This is a genomic window from Halarchaeum salinum (genome assembly GCF_039520965.1).
GTDB classification, from domain to species: domain Archaea; phylum Halobacteriota; class Halobacteria; order Halobacteriales; family Halobacteriaceae; genus Halarchaeum; species Halarchaeum salinum.
Map to the genome: position 1 here is coordinate 1 of NZ_BAAABL010000039.1, position 20657 is coordinate 20657.

The 20657-nt window shown below is 68.3% G+C and carries 24 protein-coding genes; 12 read left to right on the forward strand and 12 right to left on the reverse strand.

Annotated features, from left to right (window positions below):
- Positions 1–119 precede the first annotated feature (119 nt).
- On the forward strand, positions 120–287 hold the full coding sequence (locus ABDZ36_RS04900; protein WP_211312558.1) for a hypothetical protein: 168 nt from the start codon (positions 120–122) through the stop codon (positions 285–287).
- Positions 288–458: 171 nt separating this feature from the next.
- Here ABDZ36_RS04900 and ABDZ36_RS04905 read toward each other — a convergent pair whose 3' ends face one another.
- The gene (locus ABDZ36_RS04905; protein ID WP_211312557.1) at positions 459–1310 is read right to left on the reverse strand and encodes an aldo/keto reductase; all 852 of its coding nucleotides are present in this window, start codon (positions 1308–1310) and stop codon (positions 459–461) included.
- 143 nt (positions 1311–1453) lie between these two features.
- On the opposite strand from ABDZ36_RS04905, the gene ABDZ36_RS04910 reads away from it, so the two are divergent.
- Entirely contained in the window at positions 1454–3211 is a 1758-nt protein-coding gene (locus ABDZ36_RS04910) for a glutamate--tRNA ligase (protein ID WP_211312556.1), read from the forward strand.
- A gap of 45 nt (positions 3212–3256) precedes the next feature.
- Here ABDZ36_RS04910 and ABDZ36_RS04915 read toward each other — a convergent pair whose 3' ends face one another.
- Together ABDZ36_RS04915 and tmcA are read right to left on the reverse strand one after the other, a co-directional pair.
- Complete coding sequence (locus ABDZ36_RS04915) at positions 3257–3730, reverse strand: DUF456 domain-containing protein (RefSeq protein WP_211312555.1); 474 nt, start codon at positions 3728–3730, stop codon at positions 3257–3259.
- Between the two features lie 3 nt (positions 3731–3733).
- Positions 3734–6061, reverse strand: a complete 2328-nt coding sequence (gene tmcA / locus ABDZ36_RS04920) for a tRNA(Met) cytidine acetyltransferase TmcA (RefSeq protein ID WP_211312554.1) — start codon at positions 6059–6061, stop codon at positions 3734–3736.
- A 225-nt stretch (positions 6062–6286) separates the two neighbouring features.
- On the opposite strand from tmcA, the gene rpl7ae reads away from it, so the two are divergent.
- The 7 genes from rpl7ae to dinB all read left to right on the forward strand — a co-directional run bounded on the left by rpl7ae (position 6287) and on the right by dinB (position 12011).
- Positions 6287–6649, forward strand: a complete 363-nt coding sequence (rpl7ae, locus tag ABDZ36_RS04925; RefSeq protein ID WP_020221794.1) for a 50S ribosomal protein L7Ae — start codon at positions 6287–6289, stop codon at positions 6647–6649.
- Between the two features lie 4 nt (positions 6650–6653).
- Positions 6654–6881 (forward strand): 30S ribosomal protein S28e, encoded by a 228-nt coding sequence (locus ABDZ36_RS04930; RefSeq protein WP_020221793.1) that lies wholly within the window; start codon positions 6654–6656, stop codon positions 6879–6881.
- A complete protein-coding gene (locus ABDZ36_RS04935) occupies positions 6882–7070 on the forward strand; it encodes a 50S ribosomal protein L24e (RefSeq protein ID WP_211312553.1) in 189 nt (62 codons plus the stop codon).
- A complete protein-coding gene (ndk, locus tag ABDZ36_RS04940) occupies positions 7071–7553 on the forward strand; it encodes a nucleoside-diphosphate kinase (RefSeq protein ID WP_211312552.1) in 483 nt (160 codons plus the stop codon).
- A 100-nt stretch (positions 7554–7653) separates the two neighbouring features.
- A complete protein-coding gene (locus ABDZ36_RS04945; RefSeq protein ID WP_211312551.1) occupies positions 7654–9690 on the forward strand; it encodes a hypothetical protein in 2037 nt (678 codons plus the stop codon).
- Positions 9691–9740: 50 nt separating this feature from the next.
- Positions 9741–10514, forward strand: coding sequence for a GTP cyclohydrolase III (locus ABDZ36_RS04950; RefSeq protein ID WP_211312550.1), 774 nt, complete (start codon positions 9741–9743; stop codon positions 10512–10514).
- 258 nt (positions 10515–10772) lie between these two features.
- Positions 10773–12011: a DNA polymerase IV gene (gene dinB / locus ABDZ36_RS04955; protein ID WP_211312549.1), complete on the forward strand. Its 1239-nt coding sequence runs from the start codon at positions 10773–10775 to the stop codon at positions 12009–12011.
- Here dinB and ABDZ36_RS04960 read toward each other — a convergent pair.
- The 7 genes from ABDZ36_RS04960 to ABDZ36_RS04990 form a co-directional block, all read right to left on the reverse strand.
- Positions 12008–12394, reverse strand: coding sequence for a DUF7522 family protein (locus tag ABDZ36_RS04960; protein ID WP_211312548.1), 387 nt, complete (start codon positions 12392–12394; stop codon positions 12008–12010). The genes dinB and ABDZ36_RS04960 overlap by 4 nt on opposite strands.
- A gap of 68 nt (positions 12395–12462) precedes the next feature.
- Positions 12463–13110, reverse strand: a complete 648-nt coding sequence (tpiA, locus tag ABDZ36_RS04965) for a triose-phosphate isomerase (protein WP_211312547.1) — start codon at positions 13108–13110, stop codon at positions 12463–12465.
- Positions 13111–13181: 71 nt separating this feature from the next.
- Positions 13182–13703, reverse strand: coding sequence for a multiprotein bridging factor aMBF1 (locus tag ABDZ36_RS04970; protein ID WP_211312546.1), 522 nt, complete (start codon positions 13701–13703; stop codon positions 13182–13184).
- 103 nt (positions 13704–13806) lie between these two features.
- Positions 13807–14415 (reverse strand): CDP-alcohol phosphatidyltransferase family protein, encoded by a 609-nt coding sequence (locus ABDZ36_RS04975; protein ID WP_211312545.1) that lies wholly within the window; start codon positions 14413–14415, stop codon positions 13807–13809.
- Positions 14412–14924, reverse strand: coding sequence for an adenylate kinase family protein (locus ABDZ36_RS04980; protein ID WP_211312544.1), 513 nt, complete (start codon positions 14922–14924; stop codon positions 14412–14414). Before ABDZ36_RS04980 ends, ABDZ36_RS04975 begins: the two co-directional genes overlap by 4 nt.
- Positions 14921–15991, reverse strand: coding sequence for a histidinol-phosphate transaminase (hisC, locus tag ABDZ36_RS04985; RefSeq protein ID WP_211312543.1), 1071 nt, complete (start codon positions 15989–15991; stop codon positions 14921–14923). Before hisC ends, ABDZ36_RS04980 begins: the two co-directional genes overlap by 4 nt.
- Positions 15992–16039: 48 nt before the next feature.
- Positions 16040–16999 (reverse strand): C-terminal binding protein, encoded by a 960-nt coding sequence (locus ABDZ36_RS04990; RefSeq protein WP_211312542.1) that lies wholly within the window; start codon positions 16997–16999, stop codon positions 16040–16042.
- 130 nt (positions 17000–17129) lie between these two features.
- Between ABDZ36_RS04990 and ABDZ36_RS04995 the strand changes: the two genes are divergently transcribed.
- Together ABDZ36_RS04995 and ABDZ36_RS05000 are read left to right on the forward strand one after the other, a co-directional pair.
- Positions 17130–17588, forward strand: coding sequence for a transporter (locus tag ABDZ36_RS04995; protein ID WP_211312541.1), 459 nt, complete (start codon positions 17130–17132; stop codon positions 17586–17588).
- Positions 17589–17652: 64 nt separating this feature from the next.
- A complete protein-coding gene (locus ABDZ36_RS05000) occupies positions 17653–18000 on the forward strand; it encodes a hypothetical protein (protein ID WP_211312540.1) in 348 nt (115 codons plus the stop codon).
- Between the two features lie 6 nt (positions 18001–18006).
- Here ABDZ36_RS05000 and ABDZ36_RS05005 read toward each other — a convergent pair whose 3' ends face one another.
- Positions 18007–18744, reverse strand: coding sequence for a fumarylacetoacetate hydrolase family protein (locus ABDZ36_RS05005; RefSeq protein ID WP_211312539.1), 738 nt, complete (start codon positions 18742–18744; stop codon positions 18007–18009).
- A gap of 45 nt (positions 18745–18789) precedes the next feature.
- Positions 18790–19773: an aldo/keto reductase gene (locus tag ABDZ36_RS05010; protein WP_211312538.1), complete on the reverse strand. Its 984-nt coding sequence runs from the start codon at positions 19771–19773 to the stop codon at positions 18790–18792.
- A 141-nt stretch (positions 19774–19914) separates the two neighbouring features.
- Here ABDZ36_RS05010 and ABDZ36_RS05015 point away from each other — a divergent pair, with 141 nt between their 5' ends.
- Positions 19915–20643 (forward strand): metal-dependent hydrolase, encoded by a 729-nt coding sequence (locus ABDZ36_RS05015; RefSeq protein WP_211312537.1) that lies wholly within the window; start codon positions 19915–19917, stop codon positions 20641–20643.
- The last annotated feature ends 14 nt before the right edge of the window (positions 20644–20657 follow it).

Here is a 20657-nt window from a genome sequence, read left to right on the forward strand (position 1 = left end):
TGAGTTTCGCAGGCTCGTGGATCGAAAATCACCTCGACGGATTCATTCAGAAGTTGCGTTAGTCACTATAGCCCGCGCTGGCAAAAGGTCGTTCGGAACACTTGCATCGGTGGGGTGTGGTGGCCCCGCAGTGGGCCACTCAGTCGCTCGATTCGACGCCGCTGGGTGTCGGTACCGCTGTCGGTGTCGAGTGCGACGCTCTTGACGGAATTAAGGGCGGTGAGGCGGTCCTCGACCTGATCGATGAAATTGGGGTGGTGATGCGCATCTCGACGTCGCTGTACTGATCGTGCTGGATGCCGGCTTCGAGTTCGTCGAGGTGGGCCTCCGAGAGGTCGAACTTGGTCCCGATGATCGCGTCTCGGTCGTGTTTTTGGCCTATCGCCGCGAGGATAGCCGTATTTCACGGCGAACTACGCGCGGAACACCCTCGCCCCGGTCGTGGAGTCGTCGCGTCCCTATTCGACGTCGAGCGCCTCGCGGTCCGTGTCGGTGAGGGCGAGTTCGCTCGCGCCGACGTTCTGCTCGAGGTGGGCGATACTGGACGTTCCAGGAATCGGGAGGGTGACGTCGCTGTGATCGAGGAGCCACGCGAGCGCGACCTGGTAGACGCTCGCGTCGTGGCGCTCTGCGACGGTTTCGACAGCGTCGCGGGCCGCGTCGTCGAAGCCGCCGGCCCCAACGGGGAAGTAGGGGATGAAGCCGATACCGTACTCCTCACAGGCCTCGAGGACGGCCTCGTGCTCGCGGTTGCCGAGGTTGTACTCGTTTTGCACCGTCGCGACGTCGACGTGGTCGCGTGCGAGTTCGAGCTGCTCGACGGAGACGTTCGAGATCCCGACGTGATCGACGAGCCCGTCGTCCTGCAGTTCCGCGAACGCTTGGATCGACGCCTCGTAGTCCGTATCCGGGTCGGGACGGTGGAACTGATAGAGATCGATGGAGTCGACGCCGAGGCGGTCGATGCTCGTGAGGACCTGATTGCGGATGTAGTCGGGTTCGCCGTGCGCGAGCCACTCGCCCTCACGGTTGCGGAGGAGTCCAGCCTTCGTGGCGACGACGAGGTCGTCGCGGGTCGTATCGAGCGCCTCGCCGATCAGGCGCTCGGAGACGGCGGGGCCGTAGGAGTCGGCGGTATCGATGAAGTCGACGCCGAGCTCGTCCGCGCGCCGGAGCACGTCGCGGGCGTTCGGTTCGCTCTCGGGGCGACCGATGACGTCCTCGCCGGTGATGCGCATCGCGCCGAAACCGAGTCGGTGGACGGTGTACTCGCCGCCGATGTCGAACGTGTCGCTCTCGTTCGTGACCATACCCGTCCTTGATCGAGGAGCAGGTAAGGCGCTGTGGCAGCGGCAGACGGCGCGCCTTTCGTGCTCTGTCTTGCGGCGTCCTCGCCGACGTGCCGCGACGTGAACCCAAACGAATTTCCTCGTACCCCGGTAAGCGAGAGGCAATGGACGAGGACCTCCGGAAGCGGATCCGACGGGAGGCCGAGGCGAACGCGCTGTTCAACGCGCTGAAACACGGGAGCGACGCCCAAACCGGCGCGATCCTCGGCCCGCTGATGGGTGCGAACCCCGAGTTCCGCGAGCACGGCGACGAGGTGTCGGGCGTCGTCGCGCCCGTCGTGAACGAGGTGAACGCGCTCGATGAGGCCGAGAAACGCGCGCGCCTCGAGGAGATCGCCCCCGATCGGCTCGCCGAACTCGAGGCGGAGGACGAGGAAGAGGAGCATCCGCTGCCCGACCTCCCGCACGCCGACGACTACGACGAGATCCGGATGCGCTGTGCGCCGAACCCGAACGGCCCGTGGCACCTCGGTCACGCCCGAATGCCCGCGGTCATCGGGACGTACAAGGAGCGCTACGACGGCTGGATGTGCGTCCGCTTCGACGACACGGACCCGGAGACGAAGCGCCCGGATCTCGACGCCTACGACGCGATCCTCGACGACATCGACTATCTCGGTTTCGAACCCGACGAGGTCGTGACGGCCAGCGACCGGATGGAGACCTACTACGAGCACGCGCGCGAACTCATCAGCCGCGGCGGCGCATACACATGTAGCTGCACTGGGGAGGCGTTCTCCGAGCTGAAGAACGACGGGCAGGCCTGCCCGCACCGCGAGAAGAACCCCGGCGTCGTCCGCGACGAGTTCGAGGCGATGATCGACGGCGAATACGACTCGGGAGAGATGGTCCTCCGCGTGCGGACTGACATCGAGCACAAGAACCCCGCGCTGCGCGACTTCGTCGCCTTCCGGATGGTCGACACGCCACATCCGCGTGAGGAGGCCGCCAACTATCGCTGCTGGCCGATGCTCGACTTCCAGTCCGGGATCGACGACCACCTGCTCGGCATCACGCACATCGTCCGCGGGATCGACCTGCAGGACTCCGCGAAGCGCCAGGCGTTCGTCTACGACTACTTCGACTGGGAGTACCCGGAGGTCGTCCACTGGGGCCACGTCCAGGTTGATGCCTACGACGTGAAGATGAGCACGTCGACGATCAAGGAGCGGATCGAGGCCGGCGAGCTCGACGGCTGGGACGACCCGCGCGCGCCCACGCTCAAGAGCGTTCGCCGCCGCGGGATCCGCGGGCAGGCCATCGTGGACGCGATGGTCGAACTCGGCACCTCGACCTCCGACGTCGACCTCGCGATGTCCTCGATCTACGCGAACAATCGCGACCTAATCGACGACGAGACCCCGCGCGCGTTTCTCGTTCGCAACGGGTTCGCGGCGCGCACCGACGACGCCGAGGCCGACTACGCGGCCACCGAAATCGCCATCGAGGGCGGCCCGGACGCCGCCCACCCCCCGGTCCACCCGAACCACGAGGAGCGCGGCGAGCGCGACATCCCCGTGGGCGACGCGGTACTCGTCGAAACCGCGGACGTTCCGGATTCGGGCGATCGGGTCTGGCTCAAGGGGTATGGCCCCGTCCGCTTCGACGGCGATTCGTTCGTCTACACCGACGACGACATCAACGTCGTCCGCGAGGAGGGGGTCGACGTGATCCACTGGGTCCCCGCCGAGCACAGCGTGCCCGTCCGGCTGCGCCAAATGGACGGCGACGTCTACGGCTACGCCGAACCGGGGTACGCCGACTACGAGCCGAACGACCTCGCGCAGTTCGTCCGCGTCGGCTTCGCGCGCTACGACCGCGCGGAGGACGACGAGACCGTCGCGTACTACGCCCATCAGTAGGCCCAGTAGCAGGCTCCGCCACGCGTCGCAGTCGCCCGCTTTTTTCTACGCGAACTCGACGACCAGTACTGCCGCGAGCACGACGCCCGTGCAGACCAACTGCACGGCCGCGGAGGCGAGCACGCCGACCGTCGCCGCGACGGCGCTCCGCAGGCTCGCTTCGGCATCGCCATGGCGATAATACTCGAGGGCGAGGACGGTTACGGACACGCCGAGGAGGACGCCGATCGGCCCGCCGAGCGGGAGACAGAGGAGCCCGACGACGGCGGCGAGGAGCGTCGTCCGAATGGATGCGCCGCCGGCGCTCGCGCCGAGCGCGCCGCCGAACCAGTCGACTGCGAGTGCGACGAGACAGAGGAGGACGAGGACCGCGAGGACGCCGATCCCGGGTTCGCCGGTGTGCCACCGGTAGAGGCCGACGCCCGCGAGCGAGACGAGGCCGCTCGGCAGGAGCGGGAGGACGCTGGCGACCATCCCGATGCCGAGTACGCCGACGGCGAGGAGGACAGCAGCGTCCATCGGCTACTCGTCCCCATGACGTGCGCGCTCGGCCGCGGCCGCTTCGCCGCCCCACGCGTCGCAGAGCGGTTTCAGGGCGTCGCCGAACGCCCGCATCGCTTGGCCGGTCGAGTGGTAGCCGAGCTCGTCGGCGACGGCGTCCCACGAGCGATATTGGAGGAGCTTCCGGACGAAGAGGCGCTCGCGGCGCTCGACGGTGGCGTCACGATCGTCGATGTCGACATCGCCCCCGGCTCCGACGAGCGAGGGTGCGTCGTCGCGGACGAGCGCGCAGACGGCGAGGCGGCGGAAGGGCTCGGGGTCGACGCTGTACATCGCGGAGCCGTAGGCGGAGCCGGCGACGACGCGCCACTCGTCGTCCGTGAGGGCGGGCGTCGGTTCGGCGTCGCAGGCGGCGAGCGCGGCGCGCGCGACGTCCAGGTCGAGGTCGGTCAGCGCGTCGGCGAGCACGCCCGCGATCCGGTCGGCGAACCACGACTCGTGATAGTCGGCGAGCGCGTCGCCGGCGTCGCTCAGTGAGTCGAGCATCAGGACGGAATACTCGCCGCTGGCGTCGTTGCGCGTCGTCGAGAGGTGTACGGTCGAAAAGCCGTTGCGCGCCCAGAAGCGCAGGAGGGCGGGCGTCGCCCCGTAGCCGACGCCGAGCCAGTCTCGATGGTCGAACTCGTCGCGGATGCCCCCGAGAAGCGCGGAACCCAGCCCGCGAGAGCGGACCGCGTGGTGGGTGGCGATCCGGACGATGCGCGTACCGACCGGCTTGGCGGCGTCCGCGTCGCGCAGTTGGCTCGTGAGGACGTCCGGGAGCATGTTGCCCTTCACGCGCTCGCCGACGTACATCGCGTCGCGCGTCTCCGCGTCGAGGCCGCCCTCGCGTGCGAGGAGGGCGACGGCGACGACGTGCCCGTCGTGGCGAAGCGCGCGCACGTCGAGGTTCGGCGCGTCGAATAATCGGGCCAAGTCGTCGGGTTCGGTGCGGTAGTGCGCAGCGACGAGGAGGCCGAACGTCTCGCGGAGGAGGTTCTCGTCGGCGGCGAGCGCGTCACTGCTGAGGGCGTCATACGTGCAGTTCGCCACCTCCGCGTCGGCGACGAGCGGGTCGACGGGCGGCCGGGCGTCGAGCAGGAGCGCACGGAACGCCCAGACTTCGACGGGGTCGCCGGCGGCGTAGCGGATCGGTTCGTCGAGACGCGTCTCGGTCACGTCGAACTCGCTCGCCGCGAGGATGTCGCGGAATCGGACGTCGAACCCGCGCCCCGCCCCCTCGTAGCCGTGGACGGTCGTGGTGAACGCGACCCGCTCGGTGTCGAGGAAGCGTTTGAGGAGCCGGACGGGGAGCGCAGCGGCCTCGTCGACAAGGAGGACGTCGGCGTCGGCGAGCGCGTCGACGGCCTCGGGCGGCTTCGCGTATCGGATCGCACCACCATCGGCGAGTGCGATGTGGGTGTGCTCGGGTCGTTCGTGCGCGACGCCGAGGGTGTCGAGCAGGTCGGTGGCGCGCGCGTAGAGCTCCTCGACGCCGCGGAACGACGGTGCGGTGACGAGGACGTCCGAGCCCTCCGCGGCGAGGCTGGCGGCGGCGAGGCCGGCGGCGCTCGTCTTCCCGCGACCCCGATCGGCCTCGCAGACGACGGCATTACCGGGATCACAGAGCGCCTCGAAGGCGCGGACGGCCGCGACCTGGTCCGTCGTGAGACAGGCCTCGTACGCCTCGTGGGGGAAGATCGGGTCGTCCGGCACGGCGGGATCGGGCGTCGGGAGTCGTGGCGCGGGGTTCGTGCAGCCGTCGTCGACGACCGTCTCGCCGTTCGCGTCGAGGGCAACGATCCCGACGCCGCGGTGTGCGCGGAGGGTGTCGATGAGACGCGTACGGAAGCGACCCGACACGGCGGCGACGTCGAAGGGCGGGACGGCCATGCCCGAATCGAAGCGATCGCGACGCGCGGGCCACTCGTCGAGCGGTGGCGTGACGAAGACGAGGAGGCCGCCGCCGTCGACCGCGCCGGCGACGCGACCGATGGCGTTCGGTCGGCACTCGTCGCGCGCGTCGTAGACGACGGCTTCACGCGTGGTGCCGAGGAGGTCGCCGGTCCCGCGCGGTTCGAGGCGCTCGCAGTCGAGGCCGTCGCGGTGGCCGACGAGCGTCGTCTCGGTGCGCTCAATCCCGGCGGTATCGAGCGCCTCGGCGGCGGCGGCGAGCCCGCGGTCGGCGGATCCACAGGTGTCGGCGTCTGCGAGCCCCGTCGATGTCTCGTCGGCGAGGACGAGAAGGCGGCGCTCGTTCGTCTCTCGGGCCTCCGCGTGGAGCGCGGCGGCGGTCTCTCCCACGGTCATTAGTTCCTCGTTCGCCCGCGACCCCGAAGGGCGTTACCGTTCCATGCGGCCGGCGTCGGCCCCGTGCTCCGCGTTCGCATTCCGGCTTGCTTTGAAAGCGTTTTTAACTACGGGATCCGGAATAGGTTGTACAGCCTTCGGGGGGTCATGATGCTTCGAGTCGCCACGGGAATCGCGGTCGGCGATGGAGCGCAAGCCCACCCGAGGGAGTAGGTGAACATAAAAATGCCAGTCTATGTCGACTACGACGTCCCGGCCGATCTTCAAGAGCGAGCACTCGAGTCGCTCGAAGTCGCCCGTGACACCGGTAGCGTAAAGAAGGGTACCAACGAGACGACCAAAGCCGTCGAGCGCGGCAACGCGGACCTCGTCATCATCGCCGAAGACGTCTCCCCCGAGGAGATCGTCCTTCACCTCCCCGAACTCGCGGAGGAGAAGGGCGTTCCGTACGTCTTCGTCGAGACGCAGGACGAACTCGGCGTCGCGGCCGGCCTCGAAGTCGGCTCCGCCGCCGCGGCCGTCGTCGACGCCGGCGACGCCGACGAGGACGTCGAGGACATCGGCGCAAAGGTCGAGGAGCTGAAGTAAATCCATGAGTGCCGAGGAATCGGAGACGGAGGACTCCACGTCCGCCGAGGTCATCGAGGTCGTCGGAAAGACCGGGATGCACGGCGAGGCGATGCAGGTGAAGTGTCGACTTCAGGAAGGCTCCAACCAGGGCCGCATCATCACGCGCAACGTCCTCGGCCCCACGCGGGTCGGTGACGTCCTCCAGCTGCGTGAGACGGCCCGCGAAGCCGACTCCATCGGAGGTCAGTAAATGCCCCAGACCCGAGAGTGTGACTACTGTGGGGCGGACATCGAGCCCGGCACGGGCACGATGTTCGTCTACAACGACGGACGTACCGTTCACTTCTGCTCGTCGAAGTGCGAGAAGAACGCCGACCTCGGTCGTGAGCCCCGCGAGCTCGAATGGACCGAAGAGGGCCAGGCGAACGAGGGCGAATAGATGAGCCACCACGACGAGCGGACATTCGTGATGGTCAAGCCTGACGGCGTCCAGCGCGGTCTCATCGGCGAGATCGTCGGCCGTCTCGAGGACAAGGGCCTGAAGATGGTCGGCGGGAAGTTCATGCAGATCGACGAGGAACTCGCCCACGAACACTACGGTGAACACGAGGACAAACCCTTCTTCGAGGGTCTCGTCGAGTTCATCACCTCCGGGCCGGTCTTCGCGATGGTTTGGGAGGGTGCGGACGCGACGCGGCAGGTCCGCCAGCTGATGGGTGCGACGGACGCGCAGGAGGCCGCTCCCGGCACCATCCGTGGTGACCTCGGGAACGACCTCGGGCACAACGTCATCCACGGCAGCGACCACGAGGACGAGGGCGCGAACGAGCGCGAGATCGCCCTCTTCTTCGACGAGGACGAACTCGTCGACTGGGACGCCGCCGAGGCGACCTGGGTCTACGAGGACGCGGACGACCACTGACGCGACACCCTCTTCCGTTTCTCCCGACCGCGTAGCGATGCGTCTCGCCGCCGTCACGCGAACCGAGATATGTAAATAGTCCAACGGGCTACGGGACGTCGTGACGCGGGCAGGTCCCATCGAGTTCGACGCGGCGGGGGAGACGCTCCGGATCGACGACCGGGTGATGGACGCGACGTGTCGTCTCACCGCCGACACGTCGATCGACCCCGAACCGGTGTCGGGCGCACGCTTCCTCTTCCCTGTCGACGCCGCGGTCTCCTTCGAGGCGACGACGCTGTCGATGCCCGCGAACGTCGGGTCGTGCGTCCGCAACGAACGCGGTGAAAAGAAGGCCCAACTCTCCGAGCTCTCAGTATCCTTCCCGCACGGCACGTACTACGTTGACGTCGAAGCGGCCTGTAAGCTCTACGTGAAGGTGTTCGACGCCGCGTTCGAGGCGTCCACCGAGCACCACCACGGACAGGGGGCGGCGACGCTGACGTTCGAGGAGCCGACCCGAGTCGCGATCGGTGCCCGCTCGTATCACGAGCGTCCACACACGACGATCACGGTGCCGGCCGATCCCAACTCGCTGCGTGAGGCGCTGCCGTACCTCGCCTCGCCGATGAAAGAGTGGTCGCCCGAGCGCTCGTGGGCGACGCTCCGGGGCCACCCGCCGCGGATCGAGCGCGGTGACGAGCTCTCGATCCCGTCGTCGCTTTCGCGGCCGGACACGGGTGTGACACTCGCCGTCCCCGAAACGTACGCCTCGCTCTACGCTGCCGCCCCGCTTTCGTACTACCTCGGCGCGGACGTCGTCGCGTCGGCTGATCCCGAGCTCCGACTCGACAACGGCTATCGCCAGTCGCTCGGCGATGGGGCGGTCGCACCGCGGACGGTGACGGGGCTCCTCGAACGCTGTCTGTTCCTCGACTCGCTCGTCCGCACGGCGGGCTATTACGGCGTTCCGCGCCAGGAGTACGAGGCGGTCGCGGGCGCGCTCGCCTTCTACCCACCGGCGCTCTACGACCGGCCGATGGTGGAGCAGCTCATGGAGTACCTCGAAGCCCCGCGCTCGGCGTTCGCCAACTACCTCCCCGACGCACGTTACGCGGCAGTGGTGCGTGACGATCCGGCTGATGCCCCGCTCCTCCCCTACCTCGTGCGCGACCTCGTCCCGGTGACGACGGATCGACGTGACGTGCCGAGCGATCGTGCGCTCCTCACCGGGTACAGCGGAGGTCGCGTTCCCGACGGGGCGACCCGTCTCTCCGTCGCGGGGTTCGAACACGCGCTCTCTGAGCCGATACACGACGTCACGGAGGAGCGATTCGCGCTCCTCGGCGTCGACGACGCGGCGCGCGACGCCCTCTCCGCGGTCCTACTCGGCGAGGAACACCGAGAGGTCGCCGAACCGTTCATGATCGACATCACGGCCCCGACGACGGCGGCTGTCAGGGCCGCGCTCGCCGCGGACTACGGCTTCGTCCATATTGACGCGCCGCTGACCGAGCACGGGTTCGTCTGTCGCGACGGCGTTCTCGATCCGGCGAGCGTACCGTCGGTGTCGGCGCGCGCGGTGTCGGTCGTCGGCGACCTAGACGCCGGTAGCGAGGCCATCGAGGCGTTCGTCGAGCGCGGCGCTCGCATCGGCGTGGCGTCCTCCTCGCTCGACTCTCGCACCGTCGGGCGGATCGCTGGGCGACTCCTCTCGGGGGCACCGTTCGAGCGCGCCGTCGCGTGGTCCGGTACTGACGGCTCCCTTCGCTTCGCCGGTGACGCCTCGACGTGTCTGGTCCGCGTCGGTGGCGGCGGGGCCTCGATCCCGCAGTACGTCATCCGCTCGGACGGGATCGACAGCCACCGGCTGTGGACCTACGGCTGGTGGACGAGATTCGACGATATCGGCGGTGTAACGGCGCTCTACGACGATCGTGTGTGCGATCAGTTCCAACTCTTCGGGACCGAGATTGAACAGCCGCCGGCACTGTCGAGCGCGGACGTCGCCGCGCTCTGTAACGAACGCGAGTGCATCTATGTGTTGAACGACGAGGTGTATCAGCACGACCACGAGATGACGCCCGAGGCGGTCCGGCAGTCGGCCGCGCGGGCGATACGGGAGCGCTCGTCGCCCCCGCGTGATACCCAGTTCTGAGACGCGATTCAAAACCGATAAGCGACGGCGGGGCGGAGTGGGACGTATCCGTGATGAACGCCCAGGTCACCCTCGTCCAACTGGACAACTACGGGCCGTGGACGGTGACGCCGGAACCCCGCCGTGAGGCGGACCTCCAAACGATGCAGTCGCGCCTCTTCGCCGATATCTCGCAGTTCCTCGGCACGCGCGACGGCTACGCCTTCTTCACGCGCTTCGACAACATGATCGCGGTGACGAACGGTATCGACCGCGCGGCCCACCGACGTCTCCAGGAGTCGCTGCGGAATCGGTACCCCGTCACCGTGAGTCTCGGCATCGGAACGGGCGCGAACCCGACGGACGCGCTCGTCGACGCCACCGCGCACCTCCAAGCCGCGGGAAGCGCGCAGGACGCCGATCGCCGCGAGGTGCTCGGCGGAGATACGATCCCCGAAGCCGAACGCACGGACGACGACGTCCACATCGCCCACTTCGACGTGAACGACGCGACGGGCAAGTACACGGACGAACTCGACGCCTTCTCCACGTTCGTCCGCATCGAGCAGGGGTACGCGGCGCTGATGCGCACCCTCCACGACGAGCACGACGGCCTCGCGTTCTTCGTCGGCGGCGACAACGTCATCGCGCTCGTCCCCGACCTCGACCGGGAGACGTACGTGGACGTCATCGAGCACGTCCGGGAGGCGGCCGACATGTCGCTGAAGGTCGGCGTCGGCGCGGGCCGCACCGCGACGGACGCCGGAATGGCCGCCAAACACGCCCTCGAAGTCTGCCGCGAGGAAGGGACGACGGTCGAGGGCGACGTCGCGATCCGAAATTAACTCGATGCGTACTCCCTGATTTTGTACTCGTTCAGTACTCACATCACGCTTTTACTGTCGGCGATTAATGTCCCGTGTATGCAGTCCATCGACGTCCCGAACAACCTGTACGACGCGCTCGGAGAGCCCAGCGACGACGAGCTCGAACAGGCCCTCTGGGGGCTCGTGTACGAGCAGAGCCGCGACACCGAGCACTAGCCGCTCGACGCGCCGATCGCGAACCGAAGCTATTCGTTTCTCGATCCCTTTCGCACACTCATGACTGCGGGCGGTCGTCTGCCCGGCGCGCCCGACCCCGAAGAGCGCATCGTCCTCCACGTCGACATGGATTGCTTCTATGCCTCGTGTGAGCGAAAGCGCGAGCCCGCGCTTCGCGGCGAACCGGTCGTCGTCGGTATGGGGTACGAGGCCGGCGAGACCGTGGGCGCGGTCGCGACCGCGAGCTACGAAGCGCGTGCACACGGCGTCGAGAGCGCGCAAGCCATCTCGACGGCGCTCGAGCGCCTCCCGCGACGAGCCAACGACCCGGACGGGCCGAGCGCGCATTATCGGCCGGTCGACCTCGACTACTACGAGACCGTCGCCGCGGACGTGAAGGTGATCCTCCACGACCTCGCCGACACCGTCCGCGAGGTCAGCATCGACGAGGCGTATCTCGACGTCACCGAGCGCACCGCGTGGGACGTCGCTGCGGGGTTCGCCCGCCACGTCAGACAGCGGATCGCCCGCGACGTCGGTGTCCCCGCGAGCGTCGGCGTCGCCCCCGACATGAGCACCGCGAAGATCGCGAGCGACCACGACAAACCGGACGGCCTCGTCGTCGTTCCGCCCGACGAAGTCGAGTCGTTTCTCGCGCCGATCGACGTCGGGGACATCCACGGTGTCGGGCCGGTCCGCGCGCGCGAGCTCCGCGAGATGGGGATCGAGACCGCGGGTGACCTCGCTGACGCCGACCCGTACGCCCTCGTGGATCGTTTCGGCGAGCGCGGCCGCGAGCTCCACGAGCGCGCGCTCGGCCGGGACGATCGGCCGGTCGAACCCCGCGACGACCCGAAGAGCCTGAGTCGCGAGTCAGCCTTCGACGGCCCGATTGACGACCACGAGCGCGTCCAGGAGCAGGCGCTGACACTCGCCGACGCCGTCGCCGAGCGCGCTGATAGAAAAGACGCCCTCTACCGAACGATCGGCGTGAAAGTCGTGACACCACCGTACGACGTCCACACCCGCGCGCGATCGCTTCCGGGGCCGGTCGAGGACCCGGCGCTCGTCCGAGACGTCGCGGCCGAGTTGCTCGCGGAGTTCACGGACGAGCGGGTGCGTAAGGTCGGCGTCCGGGTGTCGAACCTCTCCTTCGCCGCCGGCGAGCAAGCGCAGCTCGGCGGGTTCGAGACCGAGAGAGCCGCCGCTAGTGACGTGACAGACGAAAACTCGGTGTCACATGACGACGCGGCTGACGCGACTGACGGTGACGGACAGGCGTCGCTCGGCGACTTCTAACGACCGATGGTGTCGACGTCCTCGTCGAGAACGCGCTCGCACGCGATGACGAACCCTGCGAGATTCTGCGCGGCTTCGCGTTCGAGCGAGACGACGACTCCTGCCGTCGGTGACTCCTTGACGACCATGAAGACGCCGCCCTCGTAGAGTTCGACACACGACTCGAAGGTGCCGAACGGGCTGTCAGGCTCGCGCAGCGGCTCGCGTTCTCGGACCCGCTCGACGATTCCGCCGGAGCGGCGCTGTGATCGTTCATCGGAGAGGTCGTCGCGACGATAAATGACCTCCCAGTCGTCGCCCGTGTAGTGAACGGCCGTCCGGAAGTTCTGCCGCGCCCGACTCCGCACGAACTTGACGAGTTCGTAGTGACGCCGATCGGCCATGAATATCCGAGGTGAGAAGAGCGACCGGCTTACGCGTTCGGGCTCCGGCGGTTCGCACGCCGAGACACTTAGGCTAGCGGGGCGACGAGCGCTTCGAGCGCCGCCTTCGGGTCGTCGGCCTTCGCGACGCCGCTGGCGAGGAGGACGCCGCTCGCGCCGAGGTCGCCCGCAGCATCGAGGTCGTCGCCCGTAGAGATGCCGGCCCCGCAGTAGACGTCGACGTCGTCGTCGACCGCTTCGGCGGCCGCGACGGCGTCCGTCACGATGTCGGGATCGGCCGAGGCCACGGAGACGTCGCCACCGATGAGCTCGGGCGGTTCGACGGCGACCGAATCCGGGCCGAGCGCCGTGACCGCACCGATCTGCGCGGGGTTGTTCCCGCAGACGCACGTTTCGAGGCCGGCGCGCTTGGCTGCCTCAAGCGATGCGTCGATGTCCGCGAGCTTCATGCGGTTCTCGGAGTGGTTGAGGAGCGTTCCCTCCGCACCTGCGGCCGCGGCTCGTTCGGCGAGCGTGCTGCCCGTGTGGCTGCCGTAGTCGTTCGGGCTGACGTGCTGGGCCCACGTCTCGACGCCGGTGTCGGCGACAGCAGCGAGGTCGGCTGCCTGCGGTGCGATGGCGATCCGCGCGCCGGTCGACTCGGCGACGTCGTGTGCCGCCTCCGCGACTGCAACGGGATCACAGGGGTACGCCTTCAGGTTGACGAGGACGAACATACGTGTCCCTTCAGAGCCGGATGGATTACCGTTTACGGAAAGAGATGAAGAACTACGAAGTGAGAAAACGCTCAGTCTTTGCGCGTGACCATGTCGCCGAGGGTGAGCCCGCCCTCCTCGGAGCCGCTGTCCCACTCCTCGTCGCCGTCAGTGGCCTCCAGCAGGCTGATACCGAGGTTCTTCTCCAGTTTCTTTCGGACGTCGTCGCTCGGGAGGATGTCGCCGCGTTCGAGTTTGCGGACGAGGCTTGCCTTCTCGTTGAGCTCGTCGGCGAGCTCCTCCTGGCTGTGGCCCGCCTGGTTGCGGGCGTTCCGGATGCGGTCGTCGTAGTCCGAAGCGAGCTCCTGCATCTCGTCGAACATATCGCGACGACGGCGTTTCGAGCCGCCGGACGACCCCCCACTCGCCTTCGACGAACCCGACGATCCACCCGAGGACGACGTCGAGTATTTCGTCGAGGTCGTCGAGGACGACTCGGTCTTCACCTCGGTACCGAACTCGGTGCACTCACTGCAGACGTCGAGTTCGGCACCCTCGACTTTGATGGTTTTTGGGGTCGCCGTTTCGGCCCCGCACATCTCGCACTGAACCATATCCGATATAGCCCCGCCCCGCGTATAAAGCACACGCCGGCGGTCCCGTTACGGATCTCCGGTCGCACGGATCGAGAATAGTCGAGGTCGGTCCGTGGATGCGCTACGAGGAGTCGCGGAGATCACTCCACGCGCCCCAGAAGCGCTGGAAGGCGGTGAGGTGGCCGACGACGGCGAAGAAGCCCAGCAGCCACGCGACGAGGCTGAAGCCGCCGACGACGGGGATAACTGCGGAAAGGACGCCGACGATACCCACGAGGGCGAGGCGGTCCGCGCGCCCGAGCAACCCGCCGTACTGCCGGCCGAGCCCGACGGCCTGGATCTGCGTCCCGAGGTAGGAGGTGAGGAGGACGCCGGTCACAGCGGCGAAGCCGAGCAGCCATGATCCGACGCCCGCAGCGAGGCCAGCGAGGATGACGACGTCCGCATAGCGATCGAGGACGTGATCGAGGAGGTCGCCGCCCTCCGAGTCGACACCAGTTTCGCGCGCCACCGCGCCGTCGAGGAGGTCGAGCCAGCCGTTCAGGAAGACGAGGACCGCGCCCACGACGTACCCCGCGGCGCTCCCGACGTAGAACGTGCCCGCGGCCGCGATCGCGAGGAGGAACGCGAGGACGCTGATCGCGTCCGGCGTGAGCCCGAGGCGCACCGAGAGAGCGACGAACGGCCGGAGCAGGCGGGACGCGAGCGGGCGGAGCCGATCGAGCGTCACAGGAGGTACTCCGTGAAGTCCACCTCGCCCGCGCTCGGCTCACGCTCGCCGTCGATGACGGCACCGATCTCCGCCGCGACGGCGTCGGGCGACCGCTCCGTCGTGTCGATCTCGTAAACGCGCTCCTCGCCGTGTTTGCGGACGGCCTCACCGAGGATCACGTCGAGGGCCTCGGATTCCGCGTTTTCGTTGGCTTTCGCCTCGGCCTCTCCGCGCTCACGGAGCCGTTCTTCGAGGACGTCGGGCGCACAGCGGAGGACGATCACGCGATCGACGTCGTCGAGGTGGTGGGCGAGGTGGCTCTCGACGAGCACGTCGTCGGCCTCCGCGTACTCCGCGATGAGCGCGTCGATGTCGGCGACGAGACTGTCGCGTTCCTCGTCGCGCTCCGTGTAGAAGCCCTCCTCGCGGATCACGTCGTTCAGGTGGACGACGTCGAGGTCGGTGTCGAGCTGTTCCGTCGCGGTGGTTTTGCCCGTGCCCGGCGTGCCGGTGACGACAACCCTCATGCGAGCACCTCGTTGAGTTCGTCGACGACGCGTTTCGTCTCGTCCTCGGTGCCGCAGGTGATCCGGATACATTCGGGGAGCCCGAAGCTCGAACAGTCACGGACGATGACACCGCGCTCCTGGAGCGTCTCCGCGACGGCGCTCGCGTCGCCCACCTCGACGAGCAGGAAGTTCGCGTGGCTCTCGTACGTCGGCGCATCGACGTGCTCGGCCATGTAGTCGCGGCTCCAGCGCGCCGCCTCGACCGTCTGCTCGACGTGTTCGTCGTCTTCGAGCGCGGCGAGACCAGCACGGCACGCGACGAAACTCGCCGCGAACGGCGTGTTCACGCGCGCGTAGGCGTCCGCCCACGCCTCGGGGACGAGCGCATAGCCGAGCCGGAGGCCCGCGAGGCCATACGCCTTCGAGAACGTGCGGAGGACGGCTATATCGTCACGCTCGCGGACGAGTTCGAGCGCGCTCGGTGCGTCGTCAAACTCGCCATACGCCTCGTCGACGACGACGAGCGTCTCCTCCTTCGTTTCCTCGGCAATTTCTTCGATCGCATCGATCGTGAAGCGCGCGCCGCTGGGGTTGTGCGGGCTCGTGAGGTGGACGATCCGCTCGCCGTCGTAGGCGTCGAGGACGGCGTCGGCGGTGAGCTCGAAGCCGTCGTCGGTCGTCACGTCGTACTCGTTCACGTCGCCGTGGTGGAAGCGCGCGCTCATCCCGTAGTAGGCGAAGCCGGGTGCGGGGACGAGCACCGCGTCGCCGGGTTCGAGGGCGGCCCGCGAAAGGTAGTCGAGCGCGCCGTCGCCGCCGTTGGCGAGCCACACCTGCTCGCTCGTCACGTCCCAGCGCTCGGCGAGCGCGGCCGTGAGATCCTGGTGGTCGGCCGTCGGGTAGTGGTGCACCTCGTCGGCGCTGGCCTCGATGGCGTCGACGGCCGCGGGGCTCGGCCCGAACATGTTTTCGTTCGACGCGAGCTTGACGAACTCCTCGGGGTCGCGGCCGAGTTCGCGGGCGACTTCCTCGATGCCGCGCCCCGCGCGGTACTCGACGTGATCCGAGAGGTCCCGTGGTCGCATATCCCGAGAGAACCGCCGCCGAGACTTAAACCGGCCGATGCAAGCCACCTACCACTCGGCCGGGCCGACCGCGTGCGCGGGCTCCTCGCCAGCCAGGACACGGGCGACGTCGTGTGCGACCGTCTCGTTCGCTTCCGCGCGCGCCTCGGCGGAGTACCACCCCATGTGGGGCGTCGTCACCACGTCGTCGCGTCCGCGGAGCGGCGAGCCTACGGGTGGCTCCGTCTCGAAAACGTCGAGTCCCGCGGCCGCGATCGCGCCGTCATCGAGCGCCGCGCGGAGGGCGTCCTCGTCGACGACGCCCCCGCGACCGGTGTTCACGACGACGCCGCGTACGGGGAGCGCGTCGAGCCACGCGTCGTCGACGAGCCCGCGCGTCGCGTCAGTGAGCGGCGCGTGCACGGAGAGATGGTCGGCGGCGTCGCACAACCCATCGACGCCGACCTTCGCCACGCCGTGCTCGTGCATCGTCTCCGCGTCCACATACGGGTCGTAAGCGACGACATCGAGGCCGAAGCCCTGTAAGCGATCGGCCACGGCGCGCGCGATGTCGCCGAAGGCGACGAGGCCCACGGTATCGCCGCGAAGGCGGTGGAGCTCCCGGCCCGCCCACTCGCTCCACATCCCGTCGCGAACGCGCTGATCGTGAGCGGGCACGTCACGGACGCACGCGAGAAAGAGGGCGAGCGTGTGCGTCGCCACTTCGTCCACGCAGTAGCCGGGGGCGTGCGTGACCGTGATGCCGAGGTCGGCCGCGACGTCGAGGTCCACGTTGTCGAGGCCGATCGAGGCCTGTCCGTAGACGGCGAGGCTGTTGAGGCCGGCGAGGAGGTCGCGGGTCACGTCGACGCCGCCCGTGGCTACCGCGGCGCGCGCCCCGTGTTCGCGGACGGCCGCACGGAACGACTCGGTCGTGTCGATCGGTGCGACGGTGACGGACGTACCGAGGGTCTCGCGGAACACCTGTGGATCGAGCTTCGGATCGTCGTCGAGGACGACGCTGGACATGACCGGGTGGACGGCGGGCACCGACTTGGCCGTTGTTGCCGCACCCGTCGTGGACGACGGTGAGCACGTCGCGCGTCGCCATCGTCGCGCGACCGCTACGCCTTAGGGGTGCCCGCTTGCATGCACGAGCATGGCGACAGCACTCTCCGCGGCGTTCGTGATCCACTTCGTCTTCGCCGCGCTGTGGACCGGGAGCGTCTGCTACTTCGCGTATGCCGTCCTCCCGCTCGGACGCGACGGCGACCTCTCGGCCAGCGCGCTCGAATCGACCACGGGCAAACTCACCACCATTTCGCGTGTCAGCGCGATCGTTCAGCTCCTCACCGGCGGCTTCATGGCCAGCCCGATGGGCGTCGCGACGACCACGGCCTACTGGTCGAGCACCAGCGGCTACCTCGTCGCCGCGATGGTCGTGCTCTGGCTCGCGCTCGCCACGCTGACCGAGATGGGGGCCTCGACGATCCGCGACGGGATCGCCGTCGATAAGGTCCGGAGTCCCGCCCGCGACGCGTCGACGCGCCTGCGCGCCGCGAGCGTCGTCGCGCTCCTCCTCCTCGTCGACGCCGGCGCGCTCGCCGCCGGGCTCTGAAGCCGCTCCGGACTCTCGCTATCGGCCCCCGCGCTTTTTCCGCTCCGCCGCCGTCGTCATCTGTATGGCAAGTGCGATCGGTTCACTACTCCTGTTCGTGATTAGCCTCCTCGTCGGCGGCCTCGGCATCTACGTCGGCGCGCGCGTCATCACCGGCGTCGAGGACTACTCGCACGCCGTGATCACCGCCCTCGTCGGCGCGCTCGCGTGGGCGGTACTCTCGTGGGTGCCCGTGATCGGGAGTCTCCTCGCCCTCGTCGCGTACGTCGCCGTCATCAACTGGCGCTACCGCGGCGGGTGGGTGAACGCGATCCTCATCGCACTCGTCGCGTGGGTCGCCACCGCCATCGTCGTCTTCGTCCTCGGGGCCGTCGGCGTCCCGGTCTCCGGGCTCGGCGTTCTCGGGGCCTGATCGGTCTCAGTCCCGCCGGACGTCGTGCTCGAGGGTGCCAACCCCCTCGATCTCGGCCTCGACGTGGTCGCCGGCCTCCAGCGGCCCGACGCCCTCCGGCGTGCCCGTGAGGATCACGTCGCCTTCTTCGAGCGTCATGTAGCGCGTGATCTCTGCGATCAGCGTCGGCACGTCGAAGATGAAGTGCTCGGTGTTCGAGGACTGGCGAACCTCGCCATTCACGCGCAGCTCGAGTGCCGCGTCGTCCGGGTCGACGTGCTCGGGATCGGCGAGCACCGGCCCGAGCGGACACGCGCCGTCGAAGGCCTTCCCGCGCACCCAGTTCTGCTCGCGCGACTGATCGTCGCGATTCGAGACGTCGTCCGCGATCGTGTAGCCCGCGACGACGTCGTCCGCGTCTTCCGCCGCGACGTTCCGGCACTGTTCGCCGATCACGACCGCGAACTCGATCTCGTGTTCGATGTTCTCGCGCTCGCGTGGGAGCGTCACGGTGTCGCCGTGGCCCGCGACGGCGTTTGGCGGCTTCAAGAAGAGCAGCGGGCGGTCCGGAACGTCCTCGTTTCGCTCCGCGGCGTGTTTCGCGTAGTTGCGCCCGACGCAGACGATCTTCGTGGGCTCGCAGGGCGCGAGGACCTCGACGTCGTCGACGGCGTGCGTCCGGCCGCCGAAAGAGACGGTCCCGTCGTCGTGATACTCGCCCTCTCGAATTGCGCCGGCCTCGTCACGGAAGCGAACGTGTCGCATGCGTGGGCGATTCGCCGGGTGGGGAGTAAGCGTTTGGGTTCGACGTCACCAGCGCTGGTGGACGTACTCCTTCACGTACGCCTCGTAGACGTCGCGCGCCGCGCCGTGCTGGCGGTGGCTGAGCGGCGCGAGGTCGGCGGCCTCGACGTTCTCCGCGATGTGCGCCGGCGAGGTGCTCCCCGGAATCACCGTCGAGACGGCGTCGTGATCGAGGATCCACCGGAGGGTGAACTGCGCGAGCGTCACGTCCGCCGGCGCGTACGCGGCGAGTTCGTCCGCGGCGTGCGCGCCGACGTCCTGCGGGACACCCGCGAACGTCTCGCCGACATCAAACGCCTCGCCCTCGACGTTGAAGTTTCGGTGGTCGTCCGCGTCGAACTCCGTCGAGGCGTCCACCGCACCGGTCAGCAAGCCGGAGGCGAGCGGGACGCGGACGATGATGCCGACGTTCTCCTCGGTGGCGCGCTCGAAGAGCCGTTCCGCGGGGCGCTGGCGGAACGGGTTGAAGATGATCTGCACCGTCTCGACGCCGTCGTACTCGATCGCCTTCAGCGCCTCCTCGACGCGCTCCACGGAGACGCCGTAGTGGGCGAGCAGGCCGTCGTCCCGCAGCGTCTCGAGTGCGGCGAACGTCTCGGGCTGGTAGTAGGCGTCCGTCGGCGGGCAGTGCAACTGGAGGAGGTCGACCGTGTCGACGTCGAGGGTCTCGCGCGAGCGCTCGACGAACGCCCGTAGGTGGGCCTCGTCGTAGTCGGCGGCGACGTGCGGGTCGAGCCGTCGGCCGGCTTTTGTCGCGACCGTCGGCTCCTCCTCGCGCTCCGCGAGTACGTCCGCGATGAGGCGCTCCGAGCGGCCGTCGCCGTAGACGTCCGCGGTGTCGAGGAAGGTAATTCCTTCATCGAGCGCGGCGTGCAGCGCGTCGCGGGCCTCAGCCTCGTCGACCTCGCCCCAGTCGCTGCCGATCTCCCACGTCCCAAGGCTGATCGGCGTCACGTCGAACCCCGTCGAACCGAGGGTGCGTTCGTCCATACCGACGTATCGACGTGGACACTTCCTAACGGTTCGGGTCGCGGCCACGAGGTCCGCGGCCGCCCCGCGATCTCGGCGGAGTCGGCGGAATCCACCCGGCCGACAGGCTTTATGACGTCTCCACGAGTAACTCAACCCGTTATGGAGATCACTTGGTACGGCCACTCCACGTTCGGCGTCGAGATCGGTGACGAGTCCCTCCTCATCGACCCGTTCTTCGACAACCCGAAGACGGAGACGGATCCCGAGGAGCTCGACCCCGACTACGTGCTGATCACGCACGGCCACGCCGACCACATCGCGGACGCCGATCGCTTCCGCGGGGCGCACTTCGTCGCGACGCCCGAGATCATCAGCTATCTGACCGACGAGTACGGCATCGAGGACGGCACCGGCATGAACCTCGGCGGCACCTTCGAGACCGAAGAAGCCTACGTGACGATGGTCCGAGCGGACCACTCCAACGGCCTCGACACCGACTACGGCGCGACCGGCGGGATGCCCGCCGGCTACGTCGTCAGCGACACGAAGCCCACGCAGGTCGCCGATAGCGAGAGTCAGGCCTTCTACCACGCCGGCGACACGAGCCTCCACACGGAGATGCGCGACGTCATCGCACCGTATCTGGAGCCCGACGTCGTCGCCGTCCCCATCGGCGACCACTTCACGATGGGGCCGTGGCAGGCCGCCGTCGCCGTCGACTGGCTCGACGCCGACTACGCAGTCCCCATCCACTACGACACCTTCCCGCCCATCGAGCAGGATACCGACGACTTCGAGCGCGAGGTAGACGCGACCGGCAGCACCGCCGACGTGCTCGTCCCCGACGGCGACGAGTCGATCGACCTCGACGAACTGCTCGGGTACTAGAGCGACTCCCCCCT